Origin of the sequence: Facklamia sp. P12945 (assembly GCF_050409485.1) — a bacterium.
GTDB lineage: Bacteria > Bacillota > Bacilli > Lactobacillales > Aerococcaceae > Facklamia.
The window spans coordinates 1-14,499 of the sequence record NZ_JBNUPJ010000006.1; the positions used below are offsets into that span (position 1 = coordinate 1).

Consider the following 14,499-nt stretch of genomic DNA (forward strand, 5'->3'; position numbering starts at 1 on the left):
AAAGTAAAAAATAGAGTTGAGGCCTTCGGCCATCAACCCTATAAATTATAGAACCAAATAAATTAGAGCAAGTCTATAGTAGACTCGCTCTAATTTTACTTCTCTTCTTCTGACTGTGTATCATTTTCCTTGGTGTTTTTATGGTGCACGGTAGGTTGTGGATCTAGAATGACATGCTTATCCTCTTCTTGTGGTGGTAAGGATATAAAATCAATAATATCTTTGAAATTGACTATGGTCTTCTCTTCAATAATATCTTGCATCATCATATCTGATTCTTGCCAATAAATATCTACAACAGCACTATTAGAAAGCAATTTTGTAATTATTCCTGTCATGCTACTTTCTCTAAATTTGAAAGTAATCTTATCCCCTATTTCTGGTCGAATTGCTAACTTTACTGATTCAATCATTTCAAGACCCGTTTCATAATCTACATCTAATAGCGAAGCGATACGTGACTTGCTTGTCCCGCGTCTTAACTCCTTTTCAATTAGACTTCGTTGCCCATCTGAAATTTTTTTCGACACGTTATCCCTCTTTTCTTAAATTGCCCTCTGTAATTGTTATTATACCACATTTTTCTTTTTTATTCTAAAGGTTACTCTTTCTCTACCTTTGGAACCCATACAGAAAGTGCTTGACTATGAATCTTAATTTTTAATGGTAAACTTGGGCCTTTATCGCCATCAATGTTCGCTTTTAGTTCACGTTCTTCATTCAAGGAAGCGAGTTTAATATCGAATGTTTTACCCTTTAACGACAAGATGGACTCATTATCTAAGTCGTGTCGAGGCAAGCCTTTCTCTTCAATAAAAGTAGCTATACTTGATATAGCCAATGAACCCTTAAAAGCATAAAGATGACCCAATCCATCAAATAGCTGGTCTTGTGAAAGAAGATTTTCCATTCCTCCCACACTAGTAGTGAGTGTTAATAATATAAGATTGGTTTTAAGGTGATGAGATTCCTTTCCATCGACACTAATGTCTAAATCAAAATCTTCCTCTTCAAACATCGCTTTAAAGCCATCAAATAAATAAGCTAATACCCCAATCTTATTTTTTACTTTAGATTCAGTTTCAAATACTGCTGAAGGAATAGCTCCTAGCGCAAGAACATTCGCAAAATACTGCTCGTTAACTTGCCCGATATCCAATTTTTTTAACTCTAAAGATTTAAATTGATTAATGGCTTTTACTGGGTTTAGAGAGATTCCTAAAGATCTTGCTAAATCATTTACAGTCCCCAAAGGTAAAAAAGCAAAATGAGGTGGTTGTGAATTCTCCATTAAACCGGATACCACTTCCTTAATAGTGCCGTCACCGCCCAAACAAATAATAGTGTCGTATTCATCTGCAGGGGTAGTTTTTGCCCAATCATAGGCATCTTGAGGTTTTTCAGTTGTTCGGTGTTTGACTTGAGCATCGTATGTATTAATTAGTAAATCAGCTAACTGCTCAGCATATGCTTTGGCCTTACCCTTACCTGAACCTGGATTAGCGATGATTAAAACGCTCTTCATATTAACCCTCCTTTTTTATATTATACCACAAGTCCTCCTAAACGATTTTCCCTTCCAATTTCTTTGAAAGTAAGTTACACTGATGTATATCATTAGACAGAGTAAAAGATAGAACGTCAAGTGTTGTTGGATGGGATGTGGCCAACAAACGAAAAGAATTTATTCTTGCGATACTATCTTTGCATTCGCTGCATTAATATTATTTGTAGCGCTCTCTTGTCAAAAAAAGGAGCGTATTTTTATGCAAAAACCTGATTCCCGTCGTATTATTTCATATGGTAATAAAGGAAAACTAACCACCCTACAATTAACTACCATGGCTTTATTATTAGCGTTTCGTATTATGTTAGCTTATATACCAGCGTTTAGAGTAGGTGAAATTGCCCAAATTGGAGTTGGCTTTATCGGTACTGCTATTTCCAGCGCTATAATTGGTCCATGGTGGGCTATCGTTATATCGGTAGCTAATGACATTATCACTGCTCTTCTAAATGGCTATAGCTTCTTCTTCGGTTATACCTTTAGTGCCGGTTTAGCTGGTTTCATTTATGGTTGGTTTTTGTGGCGTAAAGAACGTAATTGGAAAAATATTCTTATAGCAGTTGTTTTAGTAACCTTTATTGTAAACTTAGGATTTGGATCTCTATGGATTAAAATGATGCAAGGTAAAGCTTGGGCAGCATTCATGCCAATTCGTATCGCTAAAAACGCTGTTTCTCTTCCATTGAACACAATTATTTTAGTGATTATCCTAAAATTGCCTGTAATTGATCGTTTAATCAAAAAATTCCAATTTTAAACTTTATGGTAGCTCTTTTAGGTAGGTAACGCACTACTTACTATTTATGAATTATCTTATAAAATTAATAAAAAGGGCAGAAGTTTAAGCTTCTGCCCTTTTTATTAACGAAAATTTACTGTACTAAATATTATAAACTTCACTCAAAAAATCAAAAAATACTAGTAAACTTATTTAACAATCAGATTAAAAATTGTAAAAACTTGTGACATTTACTATATTTACGTATAATATGAAGATATGAAAATAAATGTAGCTTGCAACTACAGGAGGTATACTATGAAGAAAAATTATCGTGTATTGTTATATTACAAATATCAAAGAATTGAAGACCCTGAGTTGTTTGCCAAAGAACACTTAGAGTTTTGCCGTCGTATCGGTTTAAAGGGGCGCGTATTAGTCGGTGAAGAAGGAATAAACGGAACCGTTTCAGGCACCCTAGATCAAACACAAAAGTATATGGACTATGTTCATTCACTAGAAGGTTTTGAAGATTTATGGTTTAAACAAGATCTTGCTGATGATTATGCGCATAAAAAGATGTCTGTGAGAACGCGTGAAGAAATTGTAGCTTTAAACTTAGATGATGATATTGATCCACATGAAATTACAGGACAATATCTATCCCCTAAAGAATTTAAAGATGCTCTACTTGACAAGGATACAGTTGTTCTTGACACTCGTAATGACTATGAGTATGATTTAGGTCATTTTAAGGGTGCGATCCGTCCTGAAATTCGTAATTTCCGTGAACTTCCTGACTGGGTGAAAGAAAACAAAGAAAAATTTATGGACAAACGCGTTGTTGTCTATTGCACAGGTGGTATCCGCTGCGAGAAATTCTCAGGTTGGTTACTTAAAGAAGGTTTTAAAGATGTGGGGCAATTACATGGTGGTATTGATACTTATGGAAAAGACCCTGAAATTAAAGGTGAGCTTTGGGAAGGTAAGATGTATGTTTTCGATGAACGTATTGCTGTCCCAGTTAATCAAGTAAATCCTACAGTAGTCGGAAAAGATTATTTTGATGGAACACCATGTGAAAGATACGTAAATTGTGCAAACCCAGAATGTAATGAACAAATATTGACTTCTAAAGCAAATGAAGATAAGTATTTACGTGGATGTAGTGAGGCCTGTCGTCGTCATCCTCGAAACCGCTATGTCGCTGAACATAACTTTTCCACAGAAGAATGGGAAGAAAGATTAAATGCAATTGGAGAAAGCTTAAGTAAAACACATTCTGCATAATTTAAGCCGATAAAGGGGATAATGAAATGACTAATAAAGAAAGCAAGAATCATCTGCCACCTTTGGAGGGTCATCATTTAAAAGATAGTAAGCCAAATCTCAATCAAAGGCGGCAAAGATTAATCAACCAGAAATCTTCTAACTATGTTAATAGCGAAGAAGCTCGAGCAAGAAGATTGAAAAGAATTAGTGAACTTGAAAATAAGAGCTTTAATAATTTTGATAAGGCTATTCCTCAGTCAAATGAGGATAGAAGACAGTTTTCTTCTAATCATTATCAATCGCTTAAAGTCAAAAAAGAAACTCCTATAGGTGAGTCAGTAAGCAATTTACACAATAAATCGATTAAAAAAGATCGCTCAGAGAAGAAAGTTATTAAAAAAACTGAAACTGACACTGATTTAAAGCTAGAAAATAAGACTAATAATCATACTAGCAGTAATAATTCTAGTAAGTTCAGTCGAGACGCTATAGAATCAAACAGACCTCAACAGAAGTCAAATCAAAAAACTGAAAGTGAAAGTGACAACCACTCAACGGATAAAAATCTTTTTCAGACTTACCTTGATAAAAGAAGAAAAAGAAAAAAAGAAGTGCGTAGTCAACTATCTTTGGAAGGTCTTGACCGGTTTTCAAAAATTTCCTTAGTCCTTTCGATTATCTTTAATGTATTTAGACGTCTATTCATCTACTTTGTAGTTGTAGGTCTTCTTTTTGGCTTTCTCTTATCAGGTGTTGGATTAGGCTACTTCACTTCATTAGTATCTGATACGACTCCACCAAGTAAACAAGAGATGGCTGAAGCTATTAATCAAGTCGAACAACAATCTAGTTTATATTATGACTCTGGCGACCTTATTGCTGATATAAGATCGGACGTCGTTAGATCTGTTACTAATTTAGAAGATATTTCACCCTATATTAAAGAAGGTTTAATTTCCATTGAAGATCAAGCTTTTTATGAGCATTACGGTGTTAACCCTAAATCAACACTTAGAGCAGTGCTTCAAACGCTTATTACCGGGTCTGGTACTGGAGGATCAACATTAACTCAGCAATTAGTTAAGCAGCAGTTATTAACAAATGATGTTACTTTCTTTAGAAAGGCTAACGAAATTCTCTTGGCCTTAAGAGTTGAAAAATATTTTACCAAAGACGAAATATTAAACGCTTATCTCAATGTTTCTCCTTTTGGCCGTAATAATGAAGGAGATAATATTGCGGGAATTCGTGAAGCTTCTGAAGGCATTTTTGGCAAAGAACCAAATGAAGTTAATTTAGCTCAAGCTGCCTTTTTAGTTGGTTTGCCTCAAGATCCTTATAGCTATACTCCTTATAACTATAACAGTTCACTTAGAGAGGATTTCAATCCTGGTATCAATCGAATGAAAGCTGTGCTATTCAGTATGTATCGTAACAAGGCTATTACTAAAGAAGAATACGAAACTGCGATTGATTATGATATTAGTAAAGATTTTATTAAACCTGAAAATCGTCCAATCGAACGCCAATCCTACCTGTATCAAACCGTCATGAATGAAGCCATTAAGAAATTAATGGAAATTAATGTCAATGACGATGGAAATCAGATGAGCGATGTTTTACAAGACATTGAATGGTATAATCAATATTATTCTGAAGCAGAAAACCAGCTGCGTACCGGGGGCTACAAAGTATATTCAACTATTGATAAAGAAATTTATGATCAATTACAAGAAACTGCTAAAGAAAACGTAGACTCATTAGGAGTAAGCTATGATGGGGTTTATACAGATCCTAGTACCGGTGAAGAAATCTATTATGTTGAAAATATTCAAACTGGTGTTGTGGTGATTGAAAACACTAGTGGAAAAGTACTGGGCTTTGTGGCTGGGACCGATTATGATAATAATCAAATTGACCATGCCTTTGCCACTCGCCGCTCTCCTGGTTCAACCATCAAACCACTTGCAGTCTATGCACCAGCAATTGAGAATAATCTTATTGCTCCTGCCACAATTGTACCCGATACACCATTTGTAGAAACTTATCCCGATGGAACTGAGTGGAAACCGACCAACTACGGCGAATCAATTTCTAATAAGTTTATCTCTGTCAGAGAATCATTAGCTAAGTCACTGAATTTACCAACTATTCGAATTTATCAAGGGCTTATACAGCAAAACGTACCAGTCTATGATTATCTTGAACTCATGGGCTTTAAAGATGGCTTTGCATATGATCAAGAAGAAACATACAACCTAGCCTTTTCCATTGGTGGAGTGAATACCGGACCGACTGTTTTTGAACAAACATCTGCTTTTTCAACTTTTGCCAATAATGGTTATTATATTCAAGGGCATATTATCAGTAAGATTGTCGATTCATTTGGAAATACTGTATTTGAACAAGAAGTAGAGCCACAAAAAGTATTTAGTGAGGATACAAACTACTTAATGGTAGATATTTTAAGGGATACAACCGAATTCGGTTCAGGACAATATGCCAAAGCTAATCTGCAAGTTCCAGGAGACTGGATTGCCAAATCCGGAACTAGTGAGAATGCTAAAGATCTATGGTTTATTGCCTCTACTCCTTCTGTTACCATTGGTACATGGGCTGGCTATGATTCACAATATTATGAATACTTTGTTAACCCAGATGATGGACTTGGCAATGAATCGGTTCGTTCACAAATATACTGGGCTAATATCGCCAACGCCTTATTCAGAGTTCGACCTGATATTTTTGGATCTAATGAAGTCTTTGCACAACCCGCTTCTGTTGTTAGCCAAAATATTGTAGCAATGACAGGAACTTTACCTGGAAACATTACCTATAATAACCGAATTGCTAGTCTAAATGGCCCTATTAAACAAGATTTGTTTAAAAATTCAAATCCTGCTGCTCCACTCTCTTATAACTTCATGTTTAACGCTAGTGATCAAGATACTGCACGTTTTTGGAATGCTTATATGGAATCTATTGAGGAAAAGACAACATCAACGACCTCTGCTGAAGAAACAACGGATGAGGATGATGAGTCTCGTTCTGAAAGCACAGATGAAAATGGTAATCTAATACCGGCGCAACCAGAAAATAGCGAGACTGTTACTGAAGAAGTATATTATGAATAATTTTGCAAAATAAAGGCTCTATAATAAAAAGCTATGAGTTAAAATCTCATAGCTTTTTAATGTTTTTATTCACTCAGTGTTGAACCACGGTGTACTAATTTATGGGGAAGAATGATTTGACGCTGCTCGATACCCTCATCATTCATAATTTTCGTTAGCAAGCGCATTGCTACCGCTCCAACATCATATAAAGGATATTGTAAAGATGATAGTTGAGGACGCGAATATTTTGTAAGGACTGAGTTTTTACTAGTAAGTACTTGAAAGTCTTCAGGTACTTTAATATTTCGATCAGTTAGGGCATTTAAAATGGCTACTGCTAAGAAATCTTTAGTAGCGATAACTCCGGTAGCTTTAGCAGCTAATAATTGATCTACAATTATATCTCCTTCATCATCAGTAAAGTCACTTTGGATAATCAAATCTTCATCTACCGCTATATTATGCTTAGCCAATGCTGATTTATAACCAGGAATCCGATGCACTCGATTGACATAATACTTTTCTGAATCGGTGATAATAGCTGGTCTGTTACCCTTTTGAAGTAAGAAATCTGTCATTTCTTCTATTGCTAATCGAATATCAATTGATACTGTATAGAGATCAGGATCTTCACTAATCATACCCGCAATAACTACAGGTGTTCTTGAAGTTTTAATTAATGACTTAAGTTCTTCGCCGACATTATAACCCATATAGATAATACCATCTACTTGTTTAGCTAATAAATTATTAAAAACATTAATTTCTTTGTCGACACTTTCGTCGGCATTTGCTAAAATAATGTCATATTTGTACATAGCTGCTATATCATCAATTCCGCGTGCCAATGCCGAAAAGAAGATATTAGTAATGTTAGGAATAATAACGCCAACTGTGGTTGTTTTTTTACTGGCTAGTCCTCTTGCTACAGCATTAGGTCTATAATCTAAACGTTCTATAACTTCTGAGACTTTTTTTCTAGTACTTGGCTTTACATTTGGATTACCATTTACAACTCGAGATACGGTGGCCATTGATACGCCAGCTTCACGAGCTACATCATATATTGTAATTGTTTGCTTTTCCATGCCTACCCTTCTTTCAAATTTTTAATTTACTCTTTGAATTTAACATAAGCAGACAGATAGTGCAAGCGTTTTCTAGCTTTATTCTCAAGTTTTCACAGTTTTTTCATAAATAATGAACTCGCTCATTAGAGGGTGTTTGCTGTCTTCTCCAAACCAAAAGATAGGTTAACACTGATTTCATTTGTAGAGCAGTTTATCCTTCAACTTTTTGGATGGTCAGTGACACCAAATATAGCAGTGATGAAAATTTAACTTAATTAACCTACCATGGGAATAAGCACCTTATCAAATATAATCTATTCGAGAAAGAAGAAACGAAGAAACATCATCGGAGCTTTTAATTTATGGGAATCGCCGAATCGAGCGCAATGACAGACCATCATACTGCTTAAAGGAAGTAGTTATTATTAATAGCATTCAAGATTTTTAAAATACGCAATGATTATGAAAGTACGAGCGATGTTTACCGACCGAAGGAAACAGACACGGCACCTCAAAAAGCATTCTACTACAAACCGTCTTATGAATCACTCAAGTTTAACGAACGAGCCAAGCTCTTATCTGACGAAGGAAAGACACTCTACAGTCAACGAAGAATTGCTGTAGAGTCTGTATTCGATCATGTAAAGACAAATTTAAGCTCCTTTTTCGCCTTAGAGATAAGGTGAAGACTATTGTAAGACTGGTATTAATGGCCAATAATCAAGCAAATATGCAAAGCAGCGAGCTTAGAACGAAAAACACCTTTCCATTCTAAGCTCGCTGCGTTTTATGTAGCGGGTGAAGAGGCCTTTTGTCCAGCCTCTAAATTTATTTTAGTAGTTCATCTGTTTGCTTCTCGACTTCTTTTTTCACATCTTTTAGTTCTTCTTTTGTATCAACTTCAATATCTTCAATTTTGGCACTCAAGATGTCTTTAGATTGACTGAGGTCTTCTTTTACATGATCCCATTCTTTGCTTGCTTCTTTCTTTAATTCTTCAGCAGAACGTTTAATATGATCAGCTGAAGTTTTAAGATTTACACGGAAATCTTCACTCGCATCAGAAGCTGCGTCATACATCTCTACACCTCTTTCCACGGCATAGTCTGTATAATCATTAGCACGATCAATCCAATAATCTAATTCTTCATTTAAATCTTCACGTAACTCTCTACCTGATTTAGGAGCATATAAAAGAGCAGCTGCCCCTCCAATAAGAGCGCCTAATAAAGCTCCCGCTAAAAATCCATCATTATTTTTCATATTATTTTGCCTCCTTTAAATTAATTGAAATCTCACCAGCTGTTTTAGAAGGTTTTCCTTGAATAAAGGAATCTAAGCTTCTCTTTTCCTGTTTAGCTGGATCCTTAGCCAAAATCTCTGAATTTTTGGCTTGTGGCTTCACTTTGAAACGATTTACCATTCGCGATGCTTTTTGAATTGAATCAATTGGTGATTTTTTCTTGTTTTTCTTAAGCATATTTGAAACAAAGTTCGATGTCATTTCTTTAGTCGAGTCATTTAATTCTGAAACGGATGTTCCGACATCACCGATAGCAGTAAATAACGGATCGGTTTTTCCTAATTTAGCATTTAAATCATCTACAAGTGTATTTGACTTGTTCAGTAAACCTTCTACCTCAATTGATAGATGGTCAACATCTTTAGTCACCACATCAATGGTATTATTTAATTTGCTCACCGTTTCCTTCAGATTTGTCAGAATTTCACCAATTTTCATCAAGGTCATCGATAAGAATACAACGAGAATTGCAAAGGCTAAAGCTGCAATCATGGCTGCAATTTGACCAATTGTCATATCTAATCCTCCTTTGCTAAGTTACTAGCTTAAATATATCATGAAAGCGCATTTAACTCAAAGATAAGGGCTTAGAAATGAGCTATTTATTTATTAATTTTTTCTCACGCCCTTGTTGGAAGTTTGAAACCCTTAACTCTTTTAAACTTGTACGATGCAAGAAAGCATTTATTCGTTTTAAAATCATATTTCGAGTAATAATACCAATGAATTTCTTTTCTATATGGTTTTCAACCACACATAAAAAATTATTATCTACCAGTTTATGCAAAATTGATTCGAGCTTTTCGTTCATTGTTATAAATTCTGGTTTCCTTAAGTCTAAATGCTTAATTAATTTATAATTAAGGTTGTCAAAGTCTATGTCTTCTAAAGTAATAGCTTCTTTAACAATCATGTTAATACTTACTAAGCCCACTATTTGACCATTTTGATTGACCACAGGAATCATTGAATAGTCGACTTGATTAAGGACTAATAAGCCGTGAATTAATGAATTAAAGTCATAAAGATAGACTACATTATCAGCCGGGATAATAACTTCTTTTAGATTTTCAACAATATTTTTTGATAAGTTAGGATCTATCAAGATCAATCAGCTCCATCTAGTTTAAAATAATAAGACAAATCTTCTAACTGTATTGCATGTGAATTATAATAATCAACCTTAATAAAGTCATCGGAAATTTCAACTATAGAAAATGTTTTTTCTTGAATTTCGCCCCTTGCTTTTGCAATGGAACCAGGGTTCATAAATAAGATTCCTCGCTTCATTTCAGCATATAGGCGATGTGTATGGCCGTGGAAAACATATTTGGCATTCTTTTGTAAAGCTAATTCTAAAAGATTAATGTTTCCTTGATTTACTTGATACAAATGGCCATGAGTAATCAAAATTTTTCCCTTAGGGGTCGATAAAATTTCGCTAGATGGATAGCCTGGAGAAAAATCCATATTTCCTGCTACTTTAACATCGACAGCCTGCCAAATAGGATCATCAAATGAAAATTCTGAATCACCACAATGAATAATATAATCTACTTTATCCCTAAACTGCTGAATAATGTTTTTTACAATAGAGTAATTTCCATGATTGTCACTTAATACTAACAATTTCATCTCTATCCCTCCAACCAATCATTTAGTTTTTCTTTTAACTTCTCCACTGCTTGGCCTCTGTGAGAAATTTGGTTCTTACGTTCCGCAGAGATTTGAGCAAAGGTTTGTTGATCTTGAGGATAGTAAAATAGTGAATCATAACCAAAGCCACCCTCACCGATAGGCTCTTTGGTAATGATTCCTTCTACATTACCTTCAACAACTAATGAATCTTTTTGTGGATCTGCTAATACGATAACGGTTGTGAAATAGGCTTTTCGTTGATCACCGTTAAATTCTTTCAAATTTTCTAAAAGTTTCAAACGGTTTCTTTCGTCATTTTTTTCTTCTCCAGCATAGCGAGCCGAATAGACACCCGGCTCATTATTCAGTGCTGGAACACATAAGCCTGAATCATCTGATAGGGCTAAGCAGTTCATTTCCTTAGCGATTGTTTCTGCTTTTAAACGTGCATTCTCCTCAAATGTTGTACCTGTTTCTTCTACTTCTGGAATTTCAGGATAATCAAGCAAAGATTGAACTTGTAAATCAAAAGCTTCAAAAAGAGCTTTAAACTCTGCTATTTTTCCTGGATTATGACTAGCTATAATCAGTTTCATAAATTACTTCTCCTTTAATTTCACATTTTCTGACATCAAGATCTTTTCGAGCTAGCCAGTCGCTAGCCATTCGATCAAAGTGTTCGATGTCTCCTGTTGTATAGAAAGTTTGTGTAGGAGATTGTTGTAAGGCATCATTTGCTGTTCGACTTAAGTTAAAATAATCCAACAGCATACTAACATCATTAATTGTTTCAACTCCTGAATCAATCAGATGAACCTTAGGACCAACTACTTCTTGAATTAAACCGCGCATGATTGGATAGTGGGTACAACCAAGTACTAATGTGTCAATTTCTTTTTTTAATAGCGGGGAAAGTTCTTGCGACACTTTTTCTTTAGCTTGGCTACTATAAATTTGGCCAGTCTCTACCATTTCAACAAAAGACGGACATGCAAGTCCTTCTACGACCACATCATTTTTTTTATTGATAATCGTTTTTTCATAAATTTTACTCTGAATAGTTCCGATTGTTCCAATCACACCGATTTTTTTATTATTAGTTTGGATAATGGCAGCTCGACTACCGGGTTCAATTACGCCAACAACAGGTATGGGTAAAGTTCGCTTCAAATCTTCTAAAGCTGCAGCAGTCCCAGTATTACAAGCAATCACAAGCATTTTAATGCCTTTTTCACGCAAGAAATTGCTGAGTTGCCAAATATACTTCTTAACTTCATTTAACGGACGCGGACCATATGGACAACGAGCATTATCACCAATAAAAAGAACGGATTCATTAGGAAGTTGTTTTAAACTCTGTTTAACAACTGTTAATCCGCCGAATCCAGAATCAATAAAACCGATGGGTAAGTCTTTCATAAAATTCTCCTCACTTCACAATTATTATTTTAACATATCTATGCAAAAAAAGAATGGAAGTCATCTTGTTATTTACTAAAAAACAAGGCCCTTAATTAACAACCTACTGAAGTTGTTTGCAAGGCCTTGTTTTAAAATTAATTAACTTTTTTCTCGTTTTTCCATATAGCAAAGGACTTTTTAAAACTACCAATTAATCCTTTTTCACTATAAACTAGAACATTTGATTTATAGAACACAACCGATAACCAAATCGATAAGGCTAAGAAAACAATCGCAACTAATACCGATAACCATATTTCACTAGTGGCAACTGTGTCATTAGCCAAACGGAAAGGCATAATAAAAGGCGTAAATAATGGGAAATAAGAGCCTAAACGAACAATGGCTGAGTTAGGTGACTGCATACCGTATAAGGCAATATAAAAGCCTGCTACTGCTAATAAGGTGATTGGGGTGATCATTTTATTGACGTCTTCAGTTTTAGAAACTAATGAACCTAAGAAAGCTGCAAGTATTGAATAAATTGCCATTCCTATAACAGCAAACAATATTCCATATAATATCACCGGTCTAGCTTGTGAAATATAATCGCTGATTATGGCCGGATCAAAACTTTCGCTCATGGCTTGTGTGCCAGCTTGAATATTTTCCATATTTTCAGATGAGTTTACAAAAAATTGGGCTAATACTAAGCCGGATACATAGGAAATAATAACTCCTAGTATACCATATATGACTAATTGAGTAAGAATTACCAAGCCCACTCCAATCAGCTTACCTAAAAAATGCTGGGTAGCGGTGATACTGGAAAGAATAATTTCCATGATTTTAGAGCCCTTCTCTGCCGCAATTTCTTGAGAGACTATGGATACGTAACTCATAATAAACATTAAAACCACAAAACACACTACATAAGCCACTCCAATTTTAGCGGCAGTTACTGGATCATTTTCTGAAACCTCTGTAACAGCGCCATCATCGTCTGGTTGGATGCGAATAGTTTCAATGTCAACAGCACTATCTTTTAATTGATTCACTTCTTCTTGTTTTAAATTAAATGCTTCTGCTTGTTTTTGAATGCGATATTCTGAAAGTACTTCTTCGATATTATAAGTGGCAATATTCTTGCCTGAATTATGGCGATAGAACTTAGCATTAAGATCTACATTTTCGCCTTCAACAACTAAATAACCATCAATTTCTTCTGCAAATAAGGCTTCTTCAGCTTGCTTTTCATTTAAGTCAAATTGGTAGTCATTTTCATCTTCTATTGCAGCAATCAATTGATTAATCTCTGCATTTTCAGATACAATTCCAACATTGCCGACTGAAGAGCTGGATTGGTCAAGATAAATAAAATAACCGATTGCTAAAATAACCAACCCCATAATAATGGGGCCTGCTATCATCCAGAAAAAAGCCCAAGACTTCACATTTTTCCGATAAACCTCTTTTGCTACAAGCCACATTTTATTCATGAATTCGGTCACCTACTTTCAACTTAAATATTTCCTCTAAGGTCGGTGGTTGTTGAGAGAACATTGGGATAAATTGTCCTTGAGTGATTGTTTGGAAGATGCTAGGACCAAATGATTCATCGCTAAGATTTAAGGTGTAATGATCAGGGCTGGTACGAACTACCGAATCTACCCCTTCAATTTCTAGCAGGCTAGCTTCATTCCACTTTTTACTTTCAATATAAATGCGAATACGTCCAAACTGTTCTCTAACTTCATTAATCGAACCGTAAAGAACTTGCTCACCATCAAGAATCATGGCTAACTTATCACATATTTGTGACACATTTTCCATATTATGACTAGAAAAGATAATGCTCGATCCACCTTCTTTTAATTCTAAGATGCCTTGTTTTAAAAGGTCAGCATTGACTGGATCTAGGCCAGAGAATGGCTCATCTAAAATAACTAATTTAGGTCGATGGATTAATGTAGCAATCAATTGTATTTTTTGCTGGTTTCCTTTAGAAAGCGTATTAATCTTATCTTTTCGTTTACCTTTTACGGCAAATTTATCCATCCATTCATCTATTTGAGTGATAATATCAAGGTATTTCATTCCTCTAAGGCTAGCGAAATAGACAATTTGTTCTTCAATAGTCATCTTTTCATAAAGACCACGTTCTTCTGGTAAGTAACCAACTAAATCATATAATTGATTATTAATCGGCTTTTGATTCCAAGTAACTAGTCCCCCAGGTTCAGGATTTAAGAAATCTAAAATCATTCGAAAAACAGTTGTTTTCCCTGATCCATTTGGACCAATAAATCCCATAATCGTTCCCGATTCAATGTCAAAAGAAACATTCTTTACAGCTTGAAAACTACCAAATTTCTTGGATAGGTTTTTTACTTCTAACATTATATCCTCCTCTT

The 14,499-nt window shown here is 35.0% G+C and carries 14 protein-coding genes and 1 riboswitch; of the genes, 3 read left to right on the forward strand and 11 right to left on the reverse strand.

Features of this window, described 5'->3' with window-relative positions:
- Nucleotides 1–95: 95 nt before the first annotated feature.
- On the reverse strand, nucleotides 96–530 hold the full coding sequence (locus ACQV2X_RS02925) for a DUF2187 family protein (RefSeq protein WP_428872988.1): 435 nt from the start codon (nucleotides 528–530) through the stop codon (nucleotides 96–98).
- A gap of 71 nt (nucleotides 531–601) precedes the next feature.
- Entirely contained in the window at nucleotides 602–1,525 is a 924-nt protein-coding gene (locus tag ACQV2X_RS02930; RefSeq protein WP_428872987.1) for a diacylglycerol/lipid kinase family protein, read from the reverse strand.
- A gap of 95 nt (nucleotides 1,526–1,620) precedes the next feature.
- Nucleotides 1,621–1,718, forward strand: a riboswitch (THF riboswitch).
- 48 nt (nucleotides 1,719–1,766) lie between these two features.
- On the opposite strand from ACQV2X_RS02930, the gene ACQV2X_RS02935 reads away from it, so the two are divergent.
- The 3 genes from ACQV2X_RS02935 to ACQV2X_RS02945 all read left to right on the forward strand — a co-directional run bounded on the left by ACQV2X_RS02935 (nucleotide 1,767) and on the right by ACQV2X_RS02945 (nucleotide 6,691).
- Nucleotides 1,767–2,324, forward strand: a complete 558-nt coding sequence (locus ACQV2X_RS02935; protein WP_428872986.1) for a folate family ECF transporter S component — start codon at nucleotides 1,767–1,769, stop codon at nucleotides 2,322–2,324.
- 279 nt (nucleotides 2,325–2,603) lie between these two features.
- Entirely contained in the window at nucleotides 2,604–3,575 is a 972-nt protein-coding gene (locus ACQV2X_RS02940; RefSeq protein WP_428872985.1) for a rhodanese-related sulfurtransferase, read from the forward strand.
- 26 nt (nucleotides 3,576–3,601) lie between these two features.
- Nucleotides 3,602–6,691 carry a transglycosylase domain-containing protein gene (locus ACQV2X_RS02945; RefSeq protein WP_428872983.1) on the forward strand — a complete coding sequence of 1,030 codons (3,090 nt, stop codon included), beginning with the start codon at nucleotides 3,602–3,604 and terminating at the stop codon, nucleotides 6,689–6,691.
- A gap of 65 nt (nucleotides 6,692–6,756) precedes the next feature.
- Here ACQV2X_RS02945 and ccpA read toward each other — a convergent pair whose 3' ends face one another.
- The 9 genes from ccpA to ACQV2X_RS02990 form a co-directional block, all read right to left on the reverse strand.
- Nucleotides 6,757–7,761, reverse strand: coding sequence for a catabolite control protein A (gene ccpA, locus ACQV2X_RS02950; RefSeq protein ID WP_428872981.1), 1,005 nt, complete (start codon nucleotides 7,759–7,761; stop codon nucleotides 6,757–6,759).
- A gap of 810 nt (nucleotides 7,762–8,571) precedes the next feature.
- Nucleotides 8,572–9,006, reverse strand: coding sequence for a YtxH domain-containing protein (locus ACQV2X_RS02955; protein WP_428872980.1), 435 nt, complete (start codon nucleotides 9,004–9,006; stop codon nucleotides 8,572–8,574).
- Nucleotide 9,007: 1 nt separating this feature from the next.
- Complete coding sequence (locus tag ACQV2X_RS02960; protein WP_428872979.1) at nucleotides 9,008–9,562, reverse strand: DUF948 domain-containing protein; 555 nt, start codon at nucleotides 9,560–9,562, stop codon at nucleotides 9,008–9,010.
- A gap of 82 nt (nucleotides 9,563–9,644) precedes the next feature.
- Nucleotides 9,645–10,157, reverse strand: a complete 513-nt coding sequence (gene cbpB / locus ACQV2X_RS02965; protein ID WP_428874651.1) for a cyclic-di-AMP-binding protein CbpB — start codon at nucleotides 10,155–10,157, stop codon at nucleotides 9,645–9,647.
- A complete protein-coding gene (locus ACQV2X_RS02970) occupies nucleotides 10,154–10,681 on the reverse strand; it encodes a metallophosphoesterase (protein ID WP_428872975.1) in 528 nt (175 codons plus the stop codon). Before ACQV2X_RS02970 ends, cbpB begins: the two co-directional genes overlap by 4 nt.
- A gap of 2 nt (nucleotides 10,682–10,683) precedes the next feature.
- Nucleotides 10,684–11,280 (reverse strand): XTP/dITP diphosphatase, encoded by a 597-nt coding sequence (locus ACQV2X_RS02975; protein ID WP_428872973.1) that lies wholly within the window; start codon nucleotides 11,278–11,280, stop codon nucleotides 10,684–10,686.
- The gene (racE, locus tag ACQV2X_RS02980; RefSeq protein ID WP_428872971.1) at nucleotides 11,261–12,103 is read right to left on the reverse strand and encodes a glutamate racemase; all 843 of its coding nucleotides are present in this window, start codon (nucleotides 12,101–12,103) and stop codon (nucleotides 11,261–11,263) included. The genes ACQV2X_RS02975 and racE overlap by 20 nt, the downstream gene beginning before the upstream one ends.
- 137 nt (nucleotides 12,104–12,240) lie before the next feature.
- Nucleotides 12,241–13,584 (reverse strand): ABC transporter permease, encoded by a 1,344-nt coding sequence (locus ACQV2X_RS02985; RefSeq protein ID WP_428872969.1) that lies wholly within the window; start codon nucleotides 13,582–13,584, stop codon nucleotides 12,241–12,243.
- Complete coding sequence (locus tag ACQV2X_RS02990) at nucleotides 13,577–14,485, reverse strand: ABC transporter ATP-binding protein (RefSeq protein WP_428872967.1); 909 nt, start codon at nucleotides 14,483–14,485, stop codon at nucleotides 13,577–13,579. The genes ACQV2X_RS02985 and ACQV2X_RS02990 overlap by 8 nt, the downstream gene beginning before the upstream one ends.
- Between the last annotated feature and the right edge of the window lie 14 nt (nucleotides 14,486–14,499).

Coding starts and splice junctions, on each gene's coding strand:
- ACQV2X_RS02930 (WP_428872987.1), bottom strand. CDS start 1,525: ATGAAGAGCGTTTTAATCATCGCTAATCCAGGTTCAGGTAAGGGTAAG.
- ACQV2X_RS02935 (WP_428872986.1), top strand. CDS start 1,767: ATGCAAAAACCTGATTCCCGTCGTATTATTTCATATGGTAATAAAGGA.
- ACQV2X_RS02940 (WP_428872985.1), top strand. CDS start 2,604: ATGAAGAAAAATTATCGTGTATTGTTATATTACAAATATCAAAGAATT.
- ACQV2X_RS02945 (WP_428872983.1), top strand. CDS start 3,602: ATGACTAATAAAGAAAGCAAGAATCATCTGCCACCTTTGGAGGGTCAT.
- ccpA (WP_428872981.1), bottom strand. CDS start 7,761: ATGGAAAAGCAAACAATTACAATATATGATGTAGCTCGTGAAGCTGGC.
- ACQV2X_RS02955 (WP_428872980.1), bottom strand. CDS start 9,006: ATGAAAAATAATGATGGATTTTTAGCGGGAGCTTTATTAGGCGCTCTT.
- ACQV2X_RS02960 (WP_428872979.1), bottom strand. CDS start 9,562: ATGACAATTGGTCAAATTGCAGCCATGATTGCAGCTTTAGCCTTTGCA.
- ACQV2X_RS02970 (WP_428872975.1), bottom strand. CDS start 10,681: ATGAAATTGTTAGTATTAAGTGACAATCATGGAAATTACTCTATTGTA.
- ACQV2X_RS02975 (WP_428872973.1), bottom strand. CDS start 11,280: ATGAAACTGATTATAGCTAGTCATAATCCAGGAAAAATAGCAGAGTTT.
- racE (WP_428872971.1), bottom strand. CDS start 12,103: ATGAAAGACTTACCCATCGGTTTTATTGATTCTGGATTCGGCGGATTA.
- ACQV2X_RS02985 (WP_428872969.1), bottom strand. CDS start 13,584: ATGAATAAAATGTGGCTTGTAGCAAAAGAGGTTTATCGGAAAAATGTG.
- ACQV2X_RS02990 (WP_428872967.1), bottom strand. CDS start 14,485: ATGTTAGAAGTAAAAAACCTATCCAAGAAATTTGGTAGTTTTCAAGCT.